At 37.2% G+C, this 24,862-nt stretch carries 24 protein-coding genes; 14 read left to right on the forward strand and 10 right to left on the reverse strand.

Annotation, left to right across the window (positions count from 1 at the left end):
- Nucleotides 1–25: 25 nt before the first annotated feature.
- The 4 genes from AC5YDM_RS10345 to AC5YDM_RS10360 all read left to right on the forward strand — a co-directional run bounded on the left by AC5YDM_RS10345 (nt 26) and on the right by AC5YDM_RS10360 (nt 3,045).
- Complete coding sequence (locus AC5YDM_RS10345; protein WP_496152030.1) at nt 26–355, forward strand: DHCW motif cupin fold protein; 330 nt, start codon at nt 26–28, stop codon at nt 353–355.
- Nucleotides 356–427: 72 nt separating this feature from the next.
- Nucleotides 428–1,873, forward strand: coding sequence for a protein adenylyltransferase SelO (locus tag AC5YDM_RS10350; RefSeq protein ID WP_496152031.1), 1,446 nt, complete (start codon nt 428–430; stop codon nt 1,871–1,873).
- Between the two features lie 179 nt (nt 1,874–2,052).
- Nucleotides 2,053–2,652, forward strand: a complete 600-nt coding sequence (locus tag AC5YDM_RS10355; protein ID WP_496152032.1) for a L,D-transpeptidase family protein — start codon at nt 2,053–2,055, stop codon at nt 2,650–2,652.
- 12 nt (nt 2,653–2,664) lie between these two features.
- On the forward strand, nt 2,665–3,045 hold the full coding sequence (locus AC5YDM_RS10360; protein ID WP_496152033.1) for an MmcQ/YjbR family DNA-binding protein: 381 nt from the start codon (nt 2,665–2,667) through the stop codon (nt 3,043–3,045).
- A 112-nt stretch (nt 3,046–3,157) separates the two neighbouring features.
- On the opposite strand, the gene AC5YDM_RS10365 is transcribed toward AC5YDM_RS10360, so the two are convergent.
- On the reverse strand, nt 3,158–3,517 hold the full coding sequence (locus AC5YDM_RS10365; RefSeq protein ID WP_496152034.1) for an ASCH domain-containing protein: 360 nt from the start codon (nt 3,515–3,517) through the stop codon (nt 3,158–3,160).
- Nucleotides 3,518–3,561: 44 nt separating this feature from the next.
- The gene (locus AC5YDM_RS10370) at nt 3,562–4,092 is read right to left on the reverse strand and encodes an HPP family protein (protein ID WP_496152035.1); all 531 of its coding nucleotides are present in this window, start codon (nt 4,090–4,092) and stop codon (nt 3,562–3,564) included.
- Between the two features lie 97 nt (nt 4,093–4,189).
- On the opposite strand from AC5YDM_RS10370, the gene AC5YDM_RS10375 reads away from it, so the two are divergent.
- Nucleotides 4,190–4,729 carry a TetR/AcrR family transcriptional regulator gene (locus AC5YDM_RS10375; protein ID WP_496152036.1) on the forward strand — a complete coding sequence of 180 codons (540 nt, stop codon included), beginning with the start codon at nt 4,190–4,192 and terminating at the stop codon, nt 4,727–4,729.
- A 46-nt stretch (nt 4,730–4,775) separates the two neighbouring features.
- Here AC5YDM_RS10375 and AC5YDM_RS10380 read toward each other — a convergent pair whose 3' ends face one another.
- Entirely contained in the window at nt 4,776–5,462 is a 687-nt protein-coding gene (locus tag AC5YDM_RS10380; protein WP_496152037.1) for a response regulator, read from the reverse strand.
- 11 nt (nt 5,463–5,473) lie between these two features.
- Nucleotides 5,474–7,132 (reverse strand): sensor histidine kinase efflux regulator BaeS, encoded by a 1,659-nt coding sequence (baeS, locus tag AC5YDM_RS10385; protein ID WP_496152038.1) that lies wholly within the window; start codon nt 7,130–7,132, stop codon nt 5,474–5,476.
- A gap of 135 nt (nt 7,133–7,267) precedes the next feature.
- On the opposite strand from baeS, the gene AC5YDM_RS10390 reads away from it, so the two are divergent.
- The 3 genes from AC5YDM_RS10390 to AC5YDM_RS10400 all read left to right on the forward strand — a co-directional run bounded on the left by AC5YDM_RS10390 (nt 7,268) and on the right by AC5YDM_RS10400 (nt 12,018).
- The gene (locus tag AC5YDM_RS10390) at nt 7,268–7,918 is read left to right on the forward strand and encodes a hypothetical protein (protein WP_496152039.1); all 651 of its coding nucleotides are present in this window, start codon (nt 7,268–7,270) and stop codon (nt 7,916–7,918) included.
- 287 nt (nt 7,919–8,205) lie between these two features.
- On the forward strand, nt 8,206–10,008 hold the full coding sequence (locus AC5YDM_RS10395; RefSeq protein WP_496152040.1) for an acyl-CoA dehydrogenase C-terminal domain-containing protein: 1,803 nt from the start codon (nt 8,206–8,208) through the stop codon (nt 10,006–10,008).
- Nucleotides 10,009–10,236: 228 nt separating this feature from the next.
- The gene (locus tag AC5YDM_RS10400; RefSeq protein ID WP_496152041.1) at nt 10,237–12,018 is read left to right on the forward strand and encodes an acyl-CoA dehydrogenase C-terminal domain-containing protein; all 1,782 of its coding nucleotides are present in this window, start codon (nt 10,237–10,239) and stop codon (nt 12,016–12,018) included.
- Nucleotides 12,019–12,095: 77 nt separating this feature from the next.
- Here AC5YDM_RS10400 and AC5YDM_RS10405 read toward each other — a convergent pair whose 3' ends face one another.
- Nucleotides 12,096–12,284, reverse strand: coding sequence for a hypothetical protein (locus AC5YDM_RS10405; RefSeq protein WP_496152042.1), 189 nt, complete (start codon nt 12,282–12,284; stop codon nt 12,096–12,098).
- Nucleotides 12,285–12,450: 166 nt separating this feature from the next.
- Here AC5YDM_RS10405 and AC5YDM_RS10410 point away from each other — a divergent pair, with 166 nt between their 5' ends.
- On the forward strand, nt 12,451–12,945 hold the full coding sequence (locus tag AC5YDM_RS10410) for a phosphate-starvation-inducible protein PsiE (protein WP_496152043.1): 495 nt from the start codon (nt 12,451–12,453) through the stop codon (nt 12,943–12,945).
- Between the two features lie 137 nt (nt 12,946–13,082).
- Here AC5YDM_RS10410 and AC5YDM_RS10415 read toward each other — a convergent pair whose 3' ends face one another.
- Nucleotides 13,083–13,631, reverse strand: coding sequence for an RcnB family protein (locus tag AC5YDM_RS10415; protein ID WP_496152044.1), 549 nt, complete (start codon nt 13,629–13,631; stop codon nt 13,083–13,085).
- Between the two features lie 174 nt (nt 13,632–13,805).
- On the opposite strand from AC5YDM_RS10415, the gene AC5YDM_RS10420 reads away from it, so the two are divergent.
- A complete protein-coding gene (locus AC5YDM_RS10420; protein WP_496152045.1) occupies nt 13,806–14,258 on the forward strand; it encodes a hypothetical protein in 453 nt (150 codons plus the stop codon).
- Nucleotides 14,259–14,323: 65 nt separating this feature from the next.
- Here AC5YDM_RS10420 and AC5YDM_RS10425 read toward each other — a convergent pair whose 3' ends face one another.
- Together AC5YDM_RS10425 and znuD are read right to left on the reverse strand one after the other, a co-directional pair.
- Complete coding sequence (locus AC5YDM_RS10425) at nt 14,324–15,787, reverse strand: phospholipase D family protein (RefSeq protein ID WP_496152046.1); 1,464 nt, start codon at nt 15,785–15,787, stop codon at nt 14,324–14,326.
- Between the two features lie 102 nt (nt 15,788–15,889).
- Nucleotides 15,890–17,968, reverse strand: coding sequence for a zinc piracy TonB-dependent receptor ZnuD (gene znuD, locus AC5YDM_RS10430; protein ID WP_496152047.1), 2,079 nt, complete (start codon nt 17,966–17,968; stop codon nt 15,890–15,892).
- A gap of 553 nt (nt 17,969–18,521) precedes the next feature.
- On the opposite strand from znuD, the gene AC5YDM_RS10435 reads away from it, so the two are divergent.
- The 4 genes from AC5YDM_RS10435 to AC5YDM_RS10450 all read left to right on the forward strand — a co-directional run bounded on the left by AC5YDM_RS10435 (nt 18,522) and on the right by AC5YDM_RS10450 (nt 22,463).
- Entirely contained in the window at nt 18,522–19,364 is an 843-nt protein-coding gene (locus tag AC5YDM_RS10435; RefSeq protein WP_496152048.1) for an O-antigen ligase family protein, read from the forward strand.
- 76 nt (nt 19,365–19,440) lie between these two features.
- Complete coding sequence (aspS, locus tag AC5YDM_RS10440) at nt 19,441–21,222, forward strand: aspartate--tRNA ligase (RefSeq protein WP_496152049.1); 1,782 nt, start codon at nt 19,441–19,443, stop codon at nt 21,220–21,222.
- A 122-nt stretch (nt 21,223–21,344) separates the two neighbouring features.
- Nucleotides 21,345–21,563, forward strand: a complete 219-nt coding sequence (locus AC5YDM_RS10445) for a hypothetical protein (RefSeq protein WP_496152050.1) — start codon at nt 21,345–21,347, stop codon at nt 21,561–21,563.
- Between the two features lie 42 nt (nt 21,564–21,605).
- Complete coding sequence (locus AC5YDM_RS10450) at nt 21,606–22,463, forward strand: lysophospholipid acyltransferase family protein (RefSeq protein WP_496152103.1); 858 nt, start codon at nt 21,606–21,608, stop codon at nt 22,461–22,463.
- A 312-nt stretch (nt 22,464–22,775) separates the two neighbouring features.
- On the opposite strand, the gene AC5YDM_RS10455 is transcribed toward AC5YDM_RS10450, so the two are convergent.
- Together AC5YDM_RS10455 and AC5YDM_RS10460 are read right to left on the reverse strand one after the other, a co-directional pair.
- Complete coding sequence (locus AC5YDM_RS10455; RefSeq protein ID WP_496152051.1) at nt 22,776–23,696, reverse strand: hypothetical protein; 921 nt, start codon at nt 23,694–23,696, stop codon at nt 22,776–22,778.
- Between the two features lie 396 nt (nt 23,697–24,092).
- Nucleotides 24,093–24,860, reverse strand: a complete 768-nt coding sequence (locus tag AC5YDM_RS10460; protein WP_496152052.1) for a glycosyltransferase family 25 protein — start codon at nt 24,858–24,860, stop codon at nt 24,093–24,095.
- Between the last annotated feature and the right edge of the window lie 2 nt (nt 24,861–24,862).

Raw genomic sequence — 24,862 nt, forward strand, 5'->3', positions numbered from 1 at the left:
ATCAATATAATAATAAGGTAAAACTATGCTTATAAATAATATCCCTTTCGGCATCACCCAATGGTCTGATGTAGCTCAAGTCAAACATTTGGGTGAAAATGGCTATGCACTTTGGAAAACACAGCAATTTGATAATATTCGCGTAAGAATCGTTGAATATTCAGCAGGATATTTGGCAGATCATTGGTGCAAAAAAGGTCATATTTTATTTTGTTTAGAGGGTGAGTTAATCACAGAACTAGAAGATGGACGCTCATTTACATTACATTCAGGTATGAGTTATCAAGTGTCAGATCATGCTGAATCTCATCGCTCATCCACAAAAAATGGTGCAAAACTATTCATTGTCGATTAGTTCACATCAATCACTGAAATGCTATATTGAATTTGCTATAGTGAAATCAGATCCCAAATTACGTTCATTACTATGCAATTCAATCCACGCTATCCAACGCTTTCAAATAAACTTTATCATCACCAACAACCGATTCCATTGAAAGGTGCAAAAGCAGGTCATTTCAACGTAGATTTGGCTAATCAATTGCAGTGGTCAGATGAAGATAAGCAACAATGGGTTGAAATCTGTAGTGGGCATAAGACATTTTCAGAATTTGAACCACTCGCTATGGTCTATGCAGGGCATCAATTTGGACAATGGGCAGGTCAACTTGGTGATGGTCGTGGCTTACTGATTGCACAAATTTTGGATCAGAACCATCAAACTATTGATCTACATTTAAAAGGTGCAGGATCAACCCCCTACTCTCGTATGGGAGATGGTCGTGCTGTATTACGCTCGGTGATTCGTGAATACTTAGCAGGTCACGCACTCAATGCTCTCGGTGTCGCTTCGAGTAATGCAGTTGGATTTACATCTTCTGATCAAGGTGTACAACGCGAAAAATTAGAACGTGGTGCAATGATGCTACGTACTTCAGATTGCCACATTCGTTTAGGGCATTTTGAATGGATTAATCAATATCAATCTGATTTGTTGCCCGAATTTACGCAAAAATGTATCGAATGGCACTATCCTGAGTGCTTAGAAAGCGAATCCCCTATTCTAAGTTTTGCAACCAAAGTCATCCAAAATACTGCGGTCATGATTGCTAAATGGCAATTGGTCGGTTTTGCACATGGTGTGATGAATACGGATAATTTAAATATTACAGGTTCAACTTTAGATTTCGGTCCTTATGGTTTTATGGAGCGTTTTCGTCCCAATTGGATCAACAATCACTCCGATCATCATGGGCGCTATACCTATCAACAGCAACCGAGTATTGGACATTGGAATTTGTGGAATTGGTTAAATAATCTTGTTCCTTTATGTCCTGAAGGCGTTGAAAAAGAACAATGGAAAGAGCAATTGGCACAATGCCTAGAACATTATGAACCGACATTTTTAGAGCACTATAAATTAGGCTTAAATCACAAAATGGGGCTACCAAGCTTCCATAAAGATAGTTTTGATTGTGCCATGGCATTCTTGAGAATCTTGCAAACTGAGCAACTGGATTACAACCAAAACTTTATCCGTCTCCAGCAGAAAGAATATGAAGTGATTAAAGATGATTGCTTAGATCGACGCCAATTCGAAAGCTTCTTAACGCAATATGAAAGTATTCGCGAGGGTCAAAATGTCGAAGAGCTGGATGATGTAATGCAAACAGTTAATCCACACTATATTTTGCGAAACCATATGATGCAAAAAGCCATCGAACTGGCTGAAGGCAATGATTTTTCAGAAGTTGAGCGATTATTTGATTTACTGAAACAACCATTTACCAAACAAACTCAACGTGAAAAAACTGAAGATTTAGCACCACTTTCAGCCGATGTACCTGATGTGATGGTGAGTTGTTCTTCTTAATCACAACTCAATCTGAATTCTGTGGATATCGTGCACTTTATCCACAGAACATTTTGATTATCGACAATAAATTCGTTATAAATAATCCATAAGGAATTGAGCAAAGTAAAATCTGACATGACCTTAATTTTGATTGAACCGTTTAATATTTATAAATAAGACTAAGAATTATAAAACTTATGACTTTAACCAAGTATCTCCTTCTCATCGGAACACTGATCGCTATTATGATCGGTGGCTATTTTGTCTATGCCAAATACAATCAATATCTACCTAGCACCGATGTCGTGCATGCGAGAAGCTTAGATCAAACAGCCATTAATCGAATTCGCTCAACAACGCCCATCAATGAACTGCATGTGTATAAAGCTAAGCGAACGCTAGAACTTAGACATGATGATCAGGTCATCAAGACCTACCATATGCGTTTAGGTTTTGCACCCACAGGACATAAAGTGCAAGAGGGCGATGGTAAAACCCCTGAGGGGCGCTATTTAATCGATTGGCGTAATCCTCAAAGTGCTTTTTATAAATCGCTACATATCTCTTATCCAAATGAGCTTGATAAAGCAAAGGCAGCAGCTTTAGGTGTCTCCCCTGGTGGCGATATTATGATTCATGGTTCTGCCACGACATCTCAAGTCAATAAACTCCCTTCTTTGATGGAATATTTCCCTCGTAATGATTGGACATGGGGTTGTGTCGCAGTGAAGAATACCGATATGGACGAAATTTGGTTATTGGTCGGTAACGGCACACCGATTGAGATATTCCCTTAGGCTGATAATTTTATGAGTTATTCTTTACATCAAATTGCATCGAGCTATGCCAATCAACTCACTGCATCCGAATGTTCCCAACCCTTTATGCCTGAATGTGATGTGTATAAAGTCATGGATAAAATTTATTTGATGACTTTTATATTAAATGGCATTCCGATCATCAACCTTAAAGTTGATCCAACCCATGGCGAAATGCTTCGGGATATTTATCCCTTTATTCACACGGGATATCACATGAATAAACGGCATTGGATTTCGATATATAATCACAATGAGATTGACCGTGAGCTGATTGAAGATCTGATTTTAAGTTCTTATGAATTGGTCGTTTCTAAATTGAAGAAAGTTGAGCGTCAACGCTACAACATCTTAAAAAGTGTTCCAAATTAAGCCTCTAGTCATCGTTATCAAAAAAATTTAGCCGTTGCGTTTAGCATCCTCCAAATAGGATTTATCTAAGATTATTGTTTTAGGTCCACTCTTCCAAAGAAGCAAAAATCATTTAAATATTTAAATTAAGATTTAAAGTGTATATTTTTCTTTTTGCTATCGTTTGAATCGGCGGGTTGATTGGTCTGACATGAGTGATCACCCAAGCACAATAGCCCTCCTCCCAATAGGATGCACAAGCGATTTTAATTTCATCTTGTCTCCATTCATGAATAGATTCTATATCTACAATGGCGATCGCTATGCCTTGCTCTTCTTTTAACCCATCATTTAAAAAATTTTGATTTTCAACGATCACTAAATTTCTTAAAGGAAGCTGTTCTGGTCTCCAAGAGCGGACTTCAATTAATTTTATACCTTCTACAATGTTAGTCCCGTTAGGCGCAACGATTGACAGTGCTGGGTAAAGCATACGATTTGTCTCAGACCATTGATATATAAATATTGAATGGGCATTTATTTGGTATTTTTAAAGCCCAAACCATATAACGGCCATCTTTTTTCTGTTTTGAAATTATTCACAGCATATGCGATTACTACTAAAGCAATCGAACCTAAAAGCACTGGGAAAATGAGAAAACTCCAATCATAGTTAATTTGCTTTGCTGTAAGTAAAATCACTAAAGGATTTGCTCCAGCAGGAGGATGAACGCACTTGAATAGTTGCATTAACCCGATAGCACACCCTACCGATAATGCGATTGAAAGGTGAGAAATCGTAAAAAAATGCACAACGATCAAACCGACCAATGCTGAAATGAAATGCCCAAGGATAATATTTCTAGGCTGAGCTAATGGAGATTGCGATACAGCATAAAGCAAAACACAGGTCGCGCCAAAAGGAGCCATGATATAAAGGTGACCTGTCCATTGGCTCAAACTTAACAGCATAAAAATACTCAGGCTACCCCCCATCAGACTCCTTAATATTTCACCACCTTTAGGGAAAGCTGCTAATTTTTCTTTACCGTCTAGAATTGAAAACATGAGTACACCTTTAGGCTCTATTGTTTTCCAATCATCATAGCGGTAAAATTCAAAATAGTACAGATCTGTACTATTGGTTTTTTATGGAGTTTGTTCTATGTCTAAATCAGCCATAAAAATTTTAAATACCGCAGAAAAGCTTTTTTATGAACATAGCTTTGGGGCTGTGGGTGTTGATTTAATTCGAGATCAATCAGGCTGTTCGAAGACAACTATGTACACCTATTACCATAATAAAAATCACTTAGTCGAATCTGTACTAACCGCAAGAGATAAGAAATTTAAACAAGGCTTATTTAACTCTATTGGAAACGCTGAAGGTATTGATGCACTCAATAAAATATTTGAGTGGCATATTGAATGGTTTAGACAGGATGACTTCAAAGGTTGTCTATTTGTGCGAGCTGTTGCGGAATCCAATTCAACTGAACAGAATCTGATTCAAATTGCTCAACAACATAAACAATGGATTAAAGAACTCATCGCACATCATTGTAAGATTGCTGATCAAGAAGATATATCAGAACTCATTTATACAATTATTGAAGGATTAATCAGTCGGTTTCTTGTGGATGGTTATGACTCTAGTGTATCCAAAGACATTCAGGATAAAATCAATACATTATTCAATAGTTAAGTTATAAAAAAGCGGATCCAGTGATCCGCTTTTTTATCTTAAAGGATCAATCTTCTGGATATTCAAAACGGTAGCCAACTCCATAGACGGCCTGAACCCATTCATGGCGATTGCCGGTTTCAGCCGCATCAGAAATTTTACGGCGTAAATTTTTAATATGACTATCAATCACACGATCCGCAACTTCGAAACTGTCAGGATTAATATGATCAAGGAGTTGCGCTCGAGAATAGACTTGTCCAACATGCTCTAAAAACAACTCTAAAAGACGAAACTCAGTTGGTGTCAGATTTAACGATTTTTGTTGGTACCAAACACGTTGTTGACCTTTATCCATACGGAATAAATTGCTTTCTTCCGGCTCTGCTTTACGATCTAAACGACGTAAGACTGCCTGAACACGTGCCACTAATTCTTTAGGACTGAATGGTTTACACAGATAATCGTCTGCACCCATATTCAGACCTAAAACGCGATCAATTTCTTCTGTACGTGCGGTCACCATAATAATCGGTAAATCAGACTGTTCACGTACTTTACGGCAAATCGTAAGACCGTCCATACGTGGGACCATCAAGTCTAAAATCATTAAACTCGGTTTACGCTGCTGGAAACTCTCATAAGCTTCTTGACCATCATGAAACATGCTGACTTCAAATCCAGCCGCTTCTAGATAATCTCGCACCAATTGTGCAAGTTCAACTTCATCTTCAACCAGCATTACATGCTTCATGTCTTTTCCCTTTATGCTTTCGTTTGTTTTGGAAAGGTCAATTTGCATCGCAAACCACCCAATGGTGAATGATCAAAGCTTAATGTACCACCCAAGCCTTGTGCAATTTTACCTGATAAAGCCAGTCCAAGCCCTGTTCCACCAGTACTTCTCGTTCGTGAATCATCCACTCGATAAAAACGCTGACCTAAATTCGCCAATTGATCATCCGTTAAACCTAAGGGACTGTCATCCACAATTACAGACCATGATTTTTCATCTTCAATACTATGAATTTGAACTTCACCACCTGCATTGGTATAGCGAATACTATTACTGAGCAAATTAACCATAATTTGTTTAAAACGATCTACATCTAATTGTAAATCCGTACCCTGGCCCTTCATTGAAATATTCAAATTGGCTTGTTCAAACTTCGGTTTAAAATGTTCAACTTCTTGCAAGATGACTGACCAAGGGTCAACTTCAGTAAAATAAAATTTCAGTTGTTGCGCTTCCGCTTGTGCTAAATCTGCCAGATCCTGCGTGAGTTTTTTCAAGCTCGATACTTGAGCCAACATCGAGGCAAAATGTTCAGGTGTTGGTTTACGAATTCCATCTTGCATCGCTTCAATTTGAGCTTGCAACACAGCCAATGGGGTTTTCAGTTCATGTGATGTATCTGCAACCCACTGACGGCGTGAGTTTTCATGCTGATCAAGAATGACTGCCAACTGATTAATTTCTGTTGATAAATCACCCAATTCATCATTACGATTCACTTTAACCTGATGCTGATAATTACCTTTGGTCAATTCACGTGTCGCATTTAAAAGTCGTTGAATCGGCTTTCTAAAATAAGTCGCTAATAATAATGCAGCCACTAAGCTGGTAATTAACGTCAGAATGTAAATCAAGAATAAATAGCGTTTTTGATTACTGAAAAAATTGATACTCAATGCATCATCTTGATCTAACACAGGTCTTAACCCGAGATACCCTACAATTGCACCATCGACCATAATTGGGCGGTAAGACACTGGATTTTCTGAAGGTTCACCCAAAATAAATTGTTGTTTGGCATCATATAAAGACAGACGAGAACTTAGACCTAAATGATCTGCCATTGAGATGAACAGTTTTTTACCATCTTGTTGACCAGAAGTGCGAATGCCTGAATTTCCCACTTTTTCTTGATTTTTATCCGCTGAACGAAATTGATTTTGATTGGCACTTAAAGGAAATTTTAAACCTTCAAAGGGTTGATACTCTGAAGGTAGATTTTCTTCAAGGACTTTTAGTTCTTGTGGGTTAATCGATTGAGTTCGCTGAGTGTCTAATGCACTCATCATGGTATGTTCTTTAAAATAACGTTGCTGCAATGCAATATCATATTGGCGACGCAACCACCAACGTGAAAGTCGGTCATAGTCATCGGCAGCAGCCTCGCCTTCAATCTGTAGAATCTGTGCTTGAACTGCATTGCCCCAATCTTGATATACGCCATACACACCCGCCAAATTATCAATCAGATAGTCGAGTTTTTGCATCTCTACATCTGCGACGTATTTGGTAAAGTTTTTCTGCATGGTCCAATGCAATACACCTAGACTTACTGTTGTTATTAACAAAGTTGTTAATAACACCGTAAGGAATAAGCGCAGCGCGATTGGGACTCGGCGTATATTCAAATTCGATCTCACATTTTTCTTCGCATTTCAGTATTGTATAGAACAGTCGCTCAAAAAACTCTTCATTGTTTCTTCATCATTATTACTTATTCTTTACCCAACGAACCAATACTTGCATCCAAGGGGATAATCATAATGAAAGCGATGACCAAAGTTGCACTCGTTTCTGCGAGCCTATTGAGCATGGGCGCATTAACAGCATGCCAAACAACAACTGCGACAGCACCTCAAGACACAAAACAATTTAAAAAGCATCATGAGCAACGCATGTCACCTGAAATGCGTGAAAAGCATCAAGCGCATAAAGCTGAACGTAAAGCATTTTTTGAACAAGCCCAAAAAGCTTGTGATGGCAAAGCAGTTGGACAAACAGCTCAAGTGAAATTTGGTGATAAAACAGTAGATGGCGCTTGCGTCATTCAGTTTAAAGCCGATCGTAAAGATAAGGCTGACCGTAAAGACGCTAAACAAGTCCGTGGTGAATTCCGTGGTATGCGTGGTGAACATCGTCCAATGCGTGGGGATGCTCAAGGCCCTATGGCGAAAGGCGAATTTAAACGCGGTGAACCACTAACAGATGCAAAACGAGCTGAGCTTACGCAACAGTACGCACAACGCTTAGCAAATCGTCAGGCACAACAACAAGCGATTGCTCAAGCTTGTGTAGGTCAAACTGATGGTAAAGCGGTACAAATTAAACTTGGCGAGAAAACAGTAAATGGTCAATGTCATGTACGCTTCCAGCCTAAAATGCCTCAGAAAGCACCAGCTGTAAAAACTTCATAATTTGAATGAGTTATAAAAAGACGCTTCGGCGTCTTTTTTTATCGACATATTTTTTTACGTATCTGACAATTTGTTTCACTTTATATGATATAAAAAGCTATATACTCAAGGTACTTAGTAATCTTTTTGATTTTTTCTTTGACTTTACAGTCACGTAGAAACAATCTTTAAATCTTGTACAGCGCTATAAGATATTGCACGATGTAGTAGAACAAAAGGTGTCGGTGATGACACTACTTTTTTATTAAGATTATAAATCTGGTTTAACCAGTATTGAGGAACAAGCTATGCCACAATACAAAGCGCCCTTACGTGATATGCAATTTGTTTTGCATGAATTATTAAATGCTGAACAGCACTATGCAGCCCTTCCTGCATTCCAAGAAAACGTAAGCCGCGAGTTGGTTGATCAATACTTAGAAGCTGCTGCTGATTTTTGTGAAAATGAACTTTCACCACTTAACCAAGTTGGCGACCGTGAAGGTTGTACTTGGAAAGATGGTGTTGTAACAACACCTACCGGTTTTAAAGAAGCCTATAAAAAATATGTAGAGCTTGGCTTCCCTTCACTTGCTGCTGAAGAACAATACGGTGGTCAAGGCTTACCAAACTCTTTGGGCATCATCATTTCTGAAATGATTGGTTCTTCAAACTGGGCTTGGGGTATGTACCCTGGTCTTTCTCACGGTGCAGTTCGTACAATTGAACATCATGGCACTGATGAGCAAAAACAAACATATTTAACCAAGCTTGTTTCAGGTGAATGGACAGGTACCATGTGTTTAACAGAATCTCACGCAGGTTCTGACCTTGGTATTATCCGCAGTAAAGCTGAACCGAATGCTGATGGTAGCTATGCAATCTCTGGTGAGAAAATTTTTATCTCAGCGGGTGAGCATGACATGGCGGATAACATTATCCACATCGTACTTGCACGTCTTCCAGGTGCACCAAAAGGCACTAAAGGTATCTCACTCTTTATCGTTCCGAAGTTTAATTTAACGGCTGATGGTGAAGTGGGCGAACGCAATGCGGTTCGTTGTGGTTCGATTGAACACAAAATGGGTATTCATGGTAATGCAACATGTGTGATCAACTTTGATCGTGCAACAGGCTACCTGATTGGACCTGAAAACCGTGGTCTAAATGCCATGTTTACGTTCATGAACACAGCGCGTATCGGTACTGCTGTTCAAGGTCTTTCTGCATCTGAATCATCTTTCCAAGGTGCTTTGGCTTATGCAAAAGATCGTTTAGCAATGCGTTCACTTTCTGGCCCTAAAGCACCAGAAAAAGATGCTGATCCAATTATCGTTCACCCTGCTGTTCGTAACATGCTTTTAACGCAAAAAGCATTTGCTGAAGGTGGTCGTGCGCTTGTTTATGATCTAGCTCATTATGCAGATATCGTTGAACAAGCTGCGACTGAAGAAGAACGCAAATTTGCTGACAATATTTTGTCATTGCTTACACCGATTGCCAAAGCATTCTTAACTGAAGCGGGTTCTGAAGCTGCAAAACATGGTGTCCAAGTGTTTGGTGGTCATGGCTTTATTTCAGAACATGGTATGGAGCAAATTGTCCGTGATACACGTATCGCTTGCTTGTACGAAGGTACCACTGAAATTCAAGCGCTTGATTTATTAGGTCGTAAAGTCCTACAAACTCAAGGTGCGATGTTAAAAGACTTCACCAAGATCATTCACAAATTCAATGAAGCAAACAAAGACAATGCTGCAATGAAAGAATTCATTGAACCATTGGCTGCATTGAACAAAGAATGGGGCGATTTAACGATGCAAATCGGTATGCGCGCAATGCAAAACCCAGATGAAGTCGGTGCTGCTGCGGTAGATTATCTATACTTCTCTGGCTATGTAACACTAGCTTACCAATGGGCACGCATGGCACTTGTGGCTCAACAGAAACTTGCTGAAGGCACAACTGAAGTAGATTTCTATAATGCTAAAGTGAAAACTGCACAGTTCTACTTCAAGAAAATCTTACCGCGCGTACGTTCACACGTAGAGGTGATCAGCGGTGGCTTAGAGCCATTGATGAGCTTAGATGCAGAACATTTTGCATTCTAAATTCAAATGTATAAATGAATAATCAGAAAAAGGGCGGCCAATGATTTGGCAGTCCTTTTTCTTTATGACCTTTTCTTTACGATCGTTATCTCGTTTAAATTATGCTCATCAGTTTCAATTGATAAAGAATAAAGTCAAATTCTTAACCTTTAGTCGTCTAACAAGACCAACGATGCTTGGGTAGACTCTAAATATTCATAATAGATTAAACAAAAAAGGTGATCAAAAATGCCAATTTATAATGCGCCTCTTGCTGATATGAAATTCATTTTAAATGATGTATTTAAAGCTGAACAATTCTGGCAATCGAATGAAAATCTTGCACATGTAGATGCAGCGACTGCAGAAGCTATTTTAGAAGAAATGGCAAAATTTGCTCAGAACGTCACACTTCCACTCAATCGTACAGGTGATGAAGAAGGTGCAAGCTATAGTAATGGTGCAGTTACTACCCCTGCTGGCTTTAAAGAAGCATTTAAACAATATGCAGAAGGGGGATGGATCGGTCTAGGTGCAGATGAAGAATGGGGCGGTCAAGGCATGCCTAAAATGCTGACTGTACTTGCAGACGAAATGTTGTTCGCAACAAACCCATCATTCATGCTTTATCCGCTTCTTTCTGTCGGTGCGGGTATGGCGTTAAACAGCTACGCATCTCAAGAGCAAAAAGAAACCTATTTACCAAAAATTTATTCAGGTGAATGGTCTGGTACGATGTGTCTGACTGAACCACATGCAGGTACAGATTTAGGGATTATTAAAACCAAAGCTGAACGCAACCAAGATGGTACCTATAGCATTACGGGTACTAAGATCTTTATCACCGGTGGTGATCATGACCTTGCAGAAAATATCATTCATTTAGTGCTTGCAAAAACCCCTGACGCACCAGCGGGTTCACGTGGTATTTCGCTATTCATCGTACCGAAATTTATCGTCAATGCTGACGGTTCAATAGGTGAACGTAATACTGCAGGTCCTGGTTCAATTGAACACAAAATGGGGATTAAAGCCTCTGCGACCTGTGTCATGAACTTTGATGCTGCCAAAGGTTACCTCGTGGGTAAAGAAAACGAAGGTTTAGCTGCGATGTTCGTGATGATGAACTATGAACGTTTATCTATGGGGATCCAAGGTCTAGGTGCATCAGAATACGCATACCAAAATGCTGCTCAATATGCGACAGACCGCTTACAGGGACGTAGTGCAACAGGTGCTCAATCTCCAGAAAAACCTGCGGATAGTATCTTGGTTCATGGTGATGTTCGTCGTATGCTGTTAAATGCACGTGCGAACAATGAAGCATCTCGTGCATTTGCAGTCTATGTCGGTCAACAACTTGATATCACTAAGTTCTCTACAGATCCTGAAGCAGTTGCTAAAGCCAACAACCGCGTTGCCCTACTTACACCGATTGCTAAAGCATATCTGACTGATACTGCATTTAATGCAACTTTAGATGCACAAATGGTCTTTGGTGGTCATGGTTATATCCGTGAATGGGGTATGGAACAATGCATCCGTGATCTACGTATCTCTCAAATTTACGAAGGGACCAACGGCGTTCAATCGCAAGATTTGATCGGTCGTAAAACCATTAAATGTAATGGTGAATTCATTGCAGAATATATCGCAGAAATTCGTGACTTTGCCAATGAAATGAGTGCTGAACTGAATTTCATTAAAGATGCGACATTAGATGCTGCGACTGAACTTGAATCGATTACACAAACTGTTTTAGAACGTGCACGTGAGAATGGTGATTATGCAAATGCGGCAGCTGTAGATTATCTACACGCTGTTGGTTTACTCAGCTTCTCATATATGTTCGCTAAGATTGCAACTGCTGCACATGATAAGCGAGGTGAGTTCTATCAGAACAAAGTGTCTTTGGCGGCTTACTTCATACAACGCATCTTGCCTGAACTCAATACTCGTTTAGCACGTATTAAAGCAAGCTCTGAAACTGTGATGAATTTCAGCGCAGATTACTTCACCACCCAATCTTGATCTAAGAATTGTAGATATATCCAAACAAATAAAAAAACGCCTGAATTCAGGCGTTTTTTTATGCTTAAACCCAAGTCTTATTGTTTTTGAACAATTAAGCTCGGTGCATCTTTATTTAATTTCACAATTTTGATCTGTCCTGAGGACTCTAAAGACTGACATAAAGCTATAATTTTTTGCATCTCATCGGCCTGAATCCCAGAACCAAGAATAAGTTTTTTACCTTGTTGAAGTGTATCAATTTTTGTTTGAATTTTATCTAACATGATTTTCCCTTCGTCGTTAAATGACTCACCCTACAGTACATCAATTTCGTATAAAAAGAATACAAAAAATTAAAATTTTCATTTATTTAACTGCTGATTTTTTTCATGTGCATGAAATTTGCTTACTATAAAATCATCAATCTCATTAATAAAGGAGGATATGAAAATGAACAAAGATCCACGATTTGAAAAACTAGAATCCTTCATCGATCGCTTTGGAAACATCGCGGTAGAAAGCTTCCACTATATTGCGTTGTTTATTATTGGATGTATGGTCATTTGGTCAGCTGGCCATACTGTGATTGATATTTTAACGGTGAAGCAATATGCCACGATTGATGACATTTTATTATTATTCATCTATTTAGAATTAGGCGCGATGGTCGGCATTTATTTCAAAACCAACCATATGCCAGTACGTTTTCTTATTTATATTGCAATCACTGCCCTAACTCGTCTTTTGATTTCAGACATTCAACATGATCATAAAGCTGATATGGATTTGGTGATTAATACAGGCTCTATTCTCATCATGGCTATTGCAATATTGGTAGTGCGTTATGCTTCTTGGACATACCCTTCTGTGATACGCGATAAACATGCTGACAAACCATTGCCACAAGGCAAAACCCCTCGCCCTGAAGATGATGAATTGGCATAGATCTATTTAACTAAGAATTAATTCACTAGTCTTCATACTTAAAAAAACATCCATTGCAACTCAATAACTCAACTGCAATGGATGTTGATACGTCAAATTCTCATTATCAATGTCTACAGCGCTTATTAGGCTCTAAATTAACGATTGTTCGGGACTTGTAAGTAACGTCCATTTTGAAAAATCCAATGCATACCTATATTCGGTGCAGGCAAATGATAGCGTTGCCAATCAGAAATCAAGGTATAACTCGAACTTTCAATCGAACCATTTCCATTCACAAAGCCATGACTTTCAGTTCGATATTCCGTTTGAGTTGGAAATTGGTGGTTATAAATAATCGTCACACCATTTTGCTGTGGGTACACAGGATATGGACGTTGCGGATAATGCTGAGGGTACTGTTGGGAGTAATGAGGCCCATGACCGTACTGTGGACGCACTGGGTAGCGTTGCTGAGCTAACGGGGTTCCATAGGCATCCGCATAAGCACGATACCCCGTTCCTGAACTATTTTGAAAGATACGATCATGTTCTGGACGAGTTTGTGCGTATGATGGTTTAGTTTTCACTGAGCTATACTTACTCAAGTTCGTATTAGCAGTCGTTGAACTCGCAAGCAACGCACTCATTAATGAACCAAGTACAATTAATCCCGATTTTAAACCTAAACATTCTCGTATCAACATGCCAAGCACCTCAACTTAGGGTGAATCTATGTTGTAATATAGCTTTAAATTATAGATAAATAATGAATAAAAAACATGCAAATGTAATTTTTAACGTTTTAAAATGAATTCCATTAACTCGGCATTCAATTCATTCTGCTAATATAAGTTTTTTAAATTGCTGGATTCGAAATCGTGTCAGATTTGAGTTTTGATCGTTTACATCAGTTTTTTTGCCAAGTTCCAAGTGTGAAAGAGTCGCTCATTGATGCTTATGGCACTGATGGAAAAGAAGCATGGTGGTTTAAATTTCAAATTAATGTAGATCACCCTTTGGCATGGCAAACTGTTCAAGAGTTAGGGCATGTACTTAATTACATCTCTAAAAATGAACGCCTGCCTACACAGTTCTTGCCTGTATCTCCACCTCCGTATATGAATGGCGAAGCAAAGCAATTCCTGTCTTGGGTGATTCAGTGCAATCATCCAGACTTTCCACCTGATGTGGTTTGCGATTGGCTTGAAGCGCGCTTACCACAGCCAGTGGAAGATGAAACCAAATGGAAAATCCAAACGGATCTTAAAGAATTAGATCAAATGACAGATAAAGATTTGGACAAGATTGTTCCACCAAATCCACAACCTTAATACATACTTCTCTCAAACCCTCTCCTTTTAGGAGAGGGTTTGAGAGAAGTTAAATTTAATCTTCATTAAAAGGTCGACACACCACTCCACTCCATAAAGCGATACAGTCCATATTTCCACTTCGATTCATCAGCGTATTGCGCATAATCGACACTCATATTCTTAGCATCCAAATTAGACCATGCTGTATTAAAGTAGCGTTGAGCATCTTTAAACACATCTGCTGAAGAATTTCCTACCACACGAATATTTGTCTCTAAGTTGTAATTCTTAAGATTACGTGCTGTAAAATTCGCAGACCCTAAAATCATCTCAGACTGTTGAGCATTTGATTTTATAATCATTTTACTGTGGCATTGCTCACCTTGCGTATTACACCAACGAACTTGAACACTAGCTTCATTCAGCTCAGATGCAACCTGTCGATTGGGAATGCCATTTTTCTCACGACCAAATGCATCTTTGTTCGGATCCAATAAAACTTTTACATTAACACCTCGTTGTTTTGCTGCAATCAGTCCTTTGACGATCTCTCGCTCAGATAAATAGAACATCGCTAAATCAATATTTTCACCTGATTTCGCTGTTTCAATCAATTTCAAGGTCGCATCTAAAATGGCTTTTTCTGTTAGCACTTGAGCTTGTGGGAATTCTTTAGCCTCTTCAAAGTCTCCCACGATCACCACAGGAATATCGCCTTTCGACATACGTCCAACCGCTTGTTCAGTTTTAAGTACATCGATCGCTGTATTACCTGTAACCATTAAAGCAACATTAGAATGATGCGAACTACCATCATGCGGATTCATAGAAGTGACTAAAGTTTTCCAGCCTTCAAGCGTATCTACGACCACAGTTTTTCTATGATTGGCTTTAAAGTTAAATAATGATAAATAACTACGTAGGGTAATCTTTTCATCACCAAATGGATTCGGTAACCAACCCTTTTCAGCATTATTACCCACACCCTGACAACATAAATACCAAAAGCCTGACCACAGTGGATTCGAAGCACGTAGTGCCGTTAAATCCGTTTCAATGACCTCTATCCCAGCCTGGCGCAACTGTCGATAGTGCTCTGGTGCAATACCGCCATATACAGAGTTAATCGGATCGGTAATGACTTTAATTTCAATCTGTGGCGTCATTCGTTTTTTAACGATTAATGCCTCTGTTAAATTTTGAGTCAACTTGTCATGTGAAATTTTTGATGATCCGACTTCATCATTGAATAAAAACATATCCAAGACGATCGTCGTCTGTGCTTCATCAATCAGTTTAAGGATTTGATTGAAAATTTGATGCTCTTGTTGTTGTTTACCTTGAGCATCTAAATAAGTCTTATCCGCCAAAAATTTGACATTAGCGTGACGTAACTTACCTGTATAATCTAAGCCCTCTGGTAAAGGTTTATAGATATGATAAATCGCAGATGAAAGATAACCGAGCGCAACCATTCCTAAAATGAGGGCAAAGTACTGTCGACCTGACCAATTCAATTTTTGATGAATTCGCTGAAAAATACGCATAACAAAAAACCTAGTCCGATAGAGTCAGACTAGGTTTTATTGTTTGATTTTTCAAGAGGATTTCTGTTTAAGCGACCTAGAATCCCCTTAATTTATTTTAGACTAGAAACCAAAATCAATGCCGACACTAAAGTTACGACCCATTTGTGGAATATTGGATAAGAATGATGCATGTGAATACACCTGATCATCGAGCAAGTTATTAGCATTTAAGAATACGCGATAATCATTACGATCATTGATTTGACCTGCGTACGATACGCCTACATTGACCATATTATAACCTTGAGTCTCTGTTTCATAGCTGGCAATCTTGTCTTGATTAAACACATGATAATATTCAGCTGAACCCGACCAACCATCTGCAAAATCTGCTTCAAATTTAGCCCCTAAACGTCCACTTGGAATACGTGGTGCATTTTCATTTTCAATTTTGCCACGTACATAGTCACCAAACACACTCATTTTATATTGGTCGTTAAAAGTATACCCCACTTGAACTTCAGCACCATAGAATTTAGCTTTATCTTGTGTGTAATCCACTAAACGAAAATCTTTATGGCTATCTGTAGTCGTTCCATAAATATAGTTGTCAAACCAGTTGTGATACACATGAATATGATAATCCCATTGATCTTTTTCGTAATGTAATCCGAGCTCTAGATTATTAGATTTTTCAATACTTAAGTTTTCGTTGCCACGCTCATAAGTATTCGTTGCGAAATGAATACCGTCGGCATATAACTCTTGTGCCAGCGGTAATCGCTGTTGATGTGATCCAACAATCGATAACTTATAGTTTGGTGCAAACTCCCAATTGGCTGCTGCCGAGCCAGACACACCTGTATCAGAATAATTTTCCTGATCTGAATTAATATCAATCTTTTGATGCTCCACACGAGCACCTAACTCAATATGCACATCACCTAATTGGCGGTGTTCTAAGCCGAATAAACTATACTTTTGGGTTTTAGAATCATCCATTAATACGGAGCCATGAGAATGACCACCATGATCTTCCTCAACTCCAGCCAACTTAATTTCCTGTTGACTAAATTGCGTGCCTATTACACCCTCCCAGCCACCAAAAATATTATGTACTAATTCCAAACGAGCATCGTAACCTTTATTTTTAAAGGTACTGATGACACTATTTTCCTCTAATTCATCATGTTCATAGTCGGTGAAACTCGCATGAGCACGTAACTTATTAAATCCTCTTATTGGATCAATTAATTCCGCTCGGACATCATAGCGATGAGACTCTAAATCAACCCATGGCCCACCATGTTCTTCGGAATGTGTAATTCCAGCTCCTGCGCCGTGACCTCCACAATGAATTTCATTCCCATGAGGATGACATTCATGATACTCATGGCTATGACCTGGTAAACCATATTGATCTTGACGATTACTATAGGACAAACCTACAAATCCACGATCATGAATCCAAGAACCACCTATATTGACATTTTGACCCTCAGCAAAAGTATTACCCACTCGTTTTTCTTTTTCAAGCTCGCCATCATGTTCATGAAAATAACTCGGTGTAATATAGTCATTGGCTTTATGTTTAGATCCTTCTACACGAAGTGCAAAATTTTCACCCATCCCAGCCGTTGCACCAAAACTTGCTAACTTCTGATCATTCCCAGAATTGTAACGAAGACCTGCTGAGCCTTCCAAACCATTTTCTGGCATTTGAGTAGGGATTTTTTGATCAGTCACATTGACTAAGCCACCCACATTTCCTGCGCTATAGAGCAAAGTAGATGGACCTCGAATCACTTCAACTTGCTTAGCTAAGATAGGATCAACCGTCACAGCATGGTCAGGTGACAATGTTGATACATCTGCCGTTTCAGAAGCATGTTGCAATACTTTGACACGCGGTCCATCTTGACCACGAATCACTGGACGACTCGCTCCAGTACCAAACTGATTTGAATAAACACTTAACTCATCTGCTAACGCATCACCAATTGTGGTTGCGCGCTGTTTCAAATCTGATTCATCAATCACATGATCAGCAACAGAAAAATCTGCTGCAGACTGAACCAATGGATGTGCCTGTAATTGAATGGTTTCTAGTTGTGTGGTTGATTTAATTTCATCTGCAAAAACTGCAGGAGCAACAATCGAAAATATTGAAATGGTAATTAAGTTCTTATGGAAAGACATGTGTTGGCCCGAAACACTGATTTTAAAGTAATGTTATAATATAACAATTAATTATAAATACAATAATTCTTTTTAGATATATTAATGCTCAAATTTCTTGATATACAATATACATATATAAACATCTGATTTTTTTAAAATGAACCTTAGTAACACGCTAGATACTCATAATGAAATAATACTTGAGAAATGCCGTTTTATATTTTTAACTGCTCTCTTTATTACATTTTTAAATTTAGTTAAAACATCTGGATCTATTTCATTTTTACTCTACCTCCTCCCCCCTCTGACGGTTGTTATTTTTTTTAAAACAAAACAAAAAATTAAAATACCTCATTACTTGTACTTATTTACTTTAACTCCAATCATCTTTATTTCGTTAAGTGAATTTCTTCATTCGAAAGGTAGTCTTTCTAGTAATTCATACCACTACTTTTTTTTAATTTTCTTATTACTTCTCCCCTATATAGTAAATCAATTAAAAATAAAGCTCTTCGAAATCTATGTTATTGGCCTAATTCTTACTATTTTCTCATTTATTTTTCATACGTACATGAATTTTAAATTTAATTTTTCTCGTGGCTTACTAGCACACGAATTAAGTCCAATAATTATATACAATTATACTATTATTTTTATTTCATTAATTCCGCTTCTATATAGTTCTCTCAAAAAAAATAAATTTTCTACACTTGTAACAATAATTTGTTTACTTAATATCCTTACAATTTGCCTCCAAGGTACTCGTGGTGTTTGGTTAGCACTTATATGCTTAACAATTTCTGCAATACTTTTTCAGTTTAAAAATTACAAAAAATTAATTAGTTTTGTTTTTGTGACTGCTATTGTATCCACAATAACCGTATTTCTCGTTATGGATAATAATCCATTAGAGAGCCGAGTAGCGGCATTTAATTCAGACCTCTCTACTCAAGTGAGCGGTGATTTTGATCAAACAAGCGTAGGGCTCAGAGTCACCATGTATGAAACTTCTTTAGAAAATTTTACAGCATCACCTTTATATGGTTTTGGAAATATTGCCAGTCAGCATCAAGTTTTTATCAAAACAGGTATTACTCCACCTCACTTACATCATATCTTTCTTCATGATCTCAGCAGTCATGGCATTTTAGGTTTCTTCGGAATTTGCGCCTTACTCTTTACTCCGTTCTACGTTTCACTGAAAATGAAAAAGATAGCCCCCCTTAATGACTACGTAATATTGATACATCACATCATTACAGCACTCATCTTATTCACTATTCTATGCGGAATGACTGATCATCTTTTTAATTTTAAAATTGCACTTTATTTATATTGTTTTGTAATAGTAACTTTATTAACAATTCAGTATTCCGAATATAAATCTTGTCCCACCTTAACCAAAGAGGCATAATTCATCCTTCGAATAAAGGCGATACGCTGTTTACGTAGACGCTTTCTTTAACCCATATAGTTGGATTTTTAACGCTATGATGCGAACTCATTACTGCGGTACTTTAACCGAAGCTCAAATTGACCAAACCGTAACATTATGCGGTTGGGTACATCGTCGCCGTGATCACGGTGGTGTCATCTTCCTAGATATGCGTGACCGTGATGGTCTAGTACAAGTGGTTATCGATCCAGATACCCCTGAAGCATTTGCAACTGCAGACAAAGTACGTTCAGAATTCGTATTAAAAATCACTGGCCGCGTACGTCGTCGTTATGAAGGCACAGAAAATGCCAATATGGTAAGTGGCCAAATTGAAGTTTTAGGCAAAGAAATTGAAGTTCTTGCTCAATCTGAAACACCACCATTTCCATTAAATGATGATAATACAAATATTTCAGAAGAAATTCGTTTGAAATACCGTTTCTTGGATATTCGTCGTCCAGAAATGTTAGATCGTCTTCGTTTCCGTTCTAAATTGACTAACTTGATTCGTAACTACTTCGAAGACAATGGTTTCTTAGATGTTGAAACACCGATTTTGACTCGCGCTACCCCTGAAGGTGCGCGTGACTATTTAGTCCCAAGCCGTGTATCAAATGGTAGCTTCTACGCACTTCCACAATCTCCACAGCTATTCAAACAGTTGTTGATGGTAGGCGGTATCGATCGTTACTACCAAATTGCTAAATGTTTCCGTGATGAAGACTTACGTGCTGACCGTCAGCCTGAATTCACACAAATCGACGTTGAAACATCGTTCATGAGTGACGATGACATCATGGATTTAATGGAAACGTTAACGGTTAAGATGTTCAAAGAACTTCTAAACGTTGATTTCGACAAATTCCCACGTATGACATATAACGATGCTATGCGTGATTATGCGTCTGACAAACCGGATATGCGTATTCCTTTGAAATTGGTTGACGTTGCAGACATGATGCAAGACGTTGAATTCAAAGTATTTGCAGGCCCTGCTAAAGATCCTAAAGGTCGTATTGTTGCACTTCGTGTACCTGGTGCAGCGTCACTTCCACGTAGCCAAGTTGATGAATACACTAAATTTGTTGGCATCTACGGTGCGAAAGGTTTGGCTTACATCAAAGTCAACGAACTTGAAAAAGGCATTGAAGGCTTACAATCTCCAATCGTTAAATTTATCGAGCCAATCGTACTCGATCTATTAAAACGTGTTGGCGCAGAAAATGGCGATATCGTATTCTTTGGTGCGGACAAAGCGAAAATTGTAAACGATGCAATGGGTGCTTTACGTATTAAAGTCGGTCACGACATGAAACTTGCAACTTGCGAGTGGGCACCGCTTTGGGTTGTAGACTTCCCAATGTTTGAAGAAACTGATACTGGCTGGACTTCTGTGCATCACCCATTCACGCTACCAAAATCAAGCGTTGAAGAAGTGAAGAGCAATCCAGGTGAAGCACTTTCAGTTGCTTATGATATGGTACTTAACGGTACTGAAATCGGCGGTGGTTCACTACGTATTCATAACCTAGAAATGCAAAAAACAATTTTTGAAGCTTTAGGTATTGGTGAAGAAGAAGCAGAAGAAAAATTCAGCTTCTTATTAAATGCTTTACGTTACGGTGCGCCTCCACACGGTGGTTTGGCATTCGGTCTTGACCGTCTTGTAATGCTCATGACAGGTGGTTCTTCTATTCGTGACGTAATCGCATTCCCGAAAACCAAAACTGCTGAATGTCCATTAACACAAGCACCTGCACCAGTTGAATCAAATCAACTTCGTGACTTAGGTATTCGCTTACGTGAAAAGCCAAAAGCTGAAGAAACTAAATAATTTTAGTTTCTGATCTAAGAGCCCTACTTTCGAGTAGGGTTTTTTTATGAATACGCACAACAAAATTGAGATAAATTCTCATCAATGGCATAATAGCTCGATTCAGTTATAGGTGTATCCACATGGCTATGCGTCCAGATGTTCGTCGTCATACAATTATTATTATTGTGTTCTGTATCATCCAATGGGCATTCATGCGCTACATTCTAAATGAAGAGTTATTTAACTTAACCACATATCAACGCATTGTTTTCTTTAGTACAAGTAGCTTTATTGCCGCTTTCGGATCTATTGCGGCATTAATCTATATGGTTCTCAAAGGTAACTCCGATTCTCACTAAGCTTTTCCATTTCAATAATTTAAGAGCAGTGAATTCTGAGTGATCTATTTATCCTTAAAAATGATATCCAAGCTTCCAATGGCAGCAATCCAATCTTTTGCTAGAGCTACTGGAAGTCTTTTATTCAAAACAAATTCTTCCTTAAGAAAAACAACAGAAAAAAACCTGTCTCTAGCTTACCCTGAACTCACAGCTGATGAACGAGAAATCCTCACTCATAAAAGCATGCAAAGCCAGTGTATGACTTATGCAGAATCAATAAAAATATGGGGATCAAGCACAGACTATGCGCTGTCGTTAATTTCAAAAATACACGGTGAGAATATTTTTCTCGATGCCATTAATGCTCAAAAAGGCGTTATTGTTGTAGTTCCTCATTTTGGGACATGGGAGCTACTGAATGTTTGGCTAAATCAACATACTTCACCCGTGATCATGTATAAACCTAATAAAAACGAAGATGTAGATCGCTTTATGTTAGAAGCGAGACAACGTTTGAATGCAAAGCTTGTTCCTACAGATGAATCAGGTGTACGTGCAATTTTTAAACATTTAAAATCATGTGGTTTAACAGTAATTTTACCTGATCATGTGCCTAAAGAATCTGGTGGTATTTACTCATATTTTTATGGTCAAAATACACTATCATCCACCCTTGTTTCTAAGTTAGCAGCTAAAACACAATGTGCTGTTATTGGTCTGTCTTGTTTACGTTGCGATGACATTGATGGCTTTGAAATTTATGCCTCAAAGCTTTCAGATGATATTCTTTCCAAAGATTTACAACTTTCAGTCGATACCCTAAATATAGAGCTGGAACAAATAATTAACACTGCTCCAGCACAATATATATGGGGATATAAACGGTTTAGGAAATGTATTAATAAAATTGGTTCTTAAACTTAGCTACTTTTTTAAAAATTATTAATACATCCGTATATAATTTTAAAAAAATAACTACGAAGCTTATAAAGTTTCATTAAATTTTAGAATCATTTATGAATAACTCTTACATAAAACTGATGCAACACCCAGTAATAAGAATTTAATTTTAAATGAATTTCATGTCTTCACATATCAATCACTCACAGTAGAAAAATCACAACAAGGCAACCTGCTGCAAATAAATTTAATTATTAATAAAAAACTAAAATTATAGAATTTTAAACAAAAATAGGGATAAAAATAATTATACGTCCTTGTCATTTAAAATTATGAATATTTATCAACTAAAATTTTTTCCAACTCGACGTGTCTATCATATTGATGAACAAATAACGGAATTGTCCCATCCAAATTTAAAAGTACAACATTTTCATTTAAATTTATATTTTCAATATTCATAACACCTAGTGTTGCAATTTTAGATTTAAGAGGCTGACACAAATTTATTGAAGAAAATTTATTAGAGTACAGTAGCTTATTATGAATACCTTGATCGTAATTCGACTTTACCATAGTATAATAAGGCAAAGTAATAAATTCATTTATCATCACTTCAAGATAGCTATTCAAAGAGTGATAATCTCCGAATGTTACTCCTGCACAAGAGATTTGTTTATCCTTTATCTCTTTCAAACATTTTTTACCGTAAACATCACTGATCCATTTAATATGAAAAGAATCTTCACCTAATAATAAACTATCATCTTCCATACCTAAAAAAAGCCCTGTCTGATTTAACTCATTTAAATCACCTTGAACAATTACATCTCTTGTATCTGTAAGTACTACATGACTAAATTTATTAGACTGTAAATAATCATAATAATCGAAAAAACGGGAAACATGAGGCGGTGCAAAAAAGTAGATAAAGTCTTTCTTCAAATTAGGATCTGCAGACACAACAAATTTACTTAAAAAACGAATAAATTTCTTAAAATTTTTGCTAATATTTTTAGAGCTACTAAAAATTCCTATTTTTGATTCCACAAAATTCAAATGAAACTGATAATTATCTCTTTGATTAAAAAAAAATTTGTATTCAGCAATCTGAGATGAATTTAAGAATAAAGTTACAACACCTTTATAATTTGTTTGAGATATACTGTTAAGAAATAATTCAACTTTTTCTGGCGAATAACCAGTTGCAGCCCCCATTATAACAGGGCAAAACTCAGAACACTTTTCCATGAAAAATACTAAAAATAAATAATTCTATACTATCAAATAAACATCTTATTTGTCTAAATTAATTAAATTTTGGATAAAAATTTTTCTTATAAATCAATTTTCAATTTTATAGTTATACTTTTCAAATTTTCATTGATGATTAAATTACATAGAATACTTATATAAAACCATTAAAAATTCAAGGCTTAATCATCCAAGATTTTTTGCATTTTACGTTAATAATTACTCTCTACCCATAATTTAGGAATGGTATCAGAGAGCAATATATTCAATTATATCTTTAAATTTTAAAATATGAATACTAACAGCCTCAAAAAGACGAGGAAGTGAACTTAAAAGTCCACCTACTCTAGCTCACATTTATATTTAATTACTATTGTATAATGTTGATAGAGACTATTTAAAGCTGATTTCTCTTTTGCTAATTAAGTTAAATATATTTGAATATAATCGCTTCAATTCACGAATTAGTTTATCAAGTAATGTTCTTTTACTACTTTCAAAACCTCGTCTTTCTATTCGTTGTAGCTCTAAACTACTTGTAAAGCATTCAGAATTATCATAAAGATAACTCTGGATGCATAAAGCCGGATTCATTTGATATAAATTTAGTTGCTGATGGTATTTGGGATCAAATAAAATATGATCTAAAGGTTCTGCAACCTTAATCGTTTTAACTAAGTGTAATAAATATTGTGCAAAAGATAAACTTAATATATATCCTGCACCACCAACGTGTCTTCCTTTTAATTGTATAATCTCACGATTGAAATTTAATTTTTCACTATATTTTGCCAACCAAACTTTTCGTGAAAATGCTTCTAACTTTATAACCCCCCAATAATTTTTAATCCAACTATCGTCATTTAAAAAAATATTTGCGTTTTCACCCAAAAATACATCATCTTCAAAAATAGCCAAATAAGGGATATGTTCATCAACCATTTTTTGCCAAATAGATACATGACTCATAAAACAAGCCAACTCACCTTTACTAAGCAATTGATCTTGGATATTTAGTCCCATTTTTTTTGCTAACGGTTCCGCTAAATCAGGTGTAAGCGCATCAAAAAAATCATAATTTATATTCTGCTTACCAAACTCATTGCTTATGTGTTTACGTCGCTCTGTTGCCTTCTCGAGGCTAATCACTAAACTTTGCAAGA

Source organism: Acinetobacter sp. CY81 (assembly GCF_059515925.1).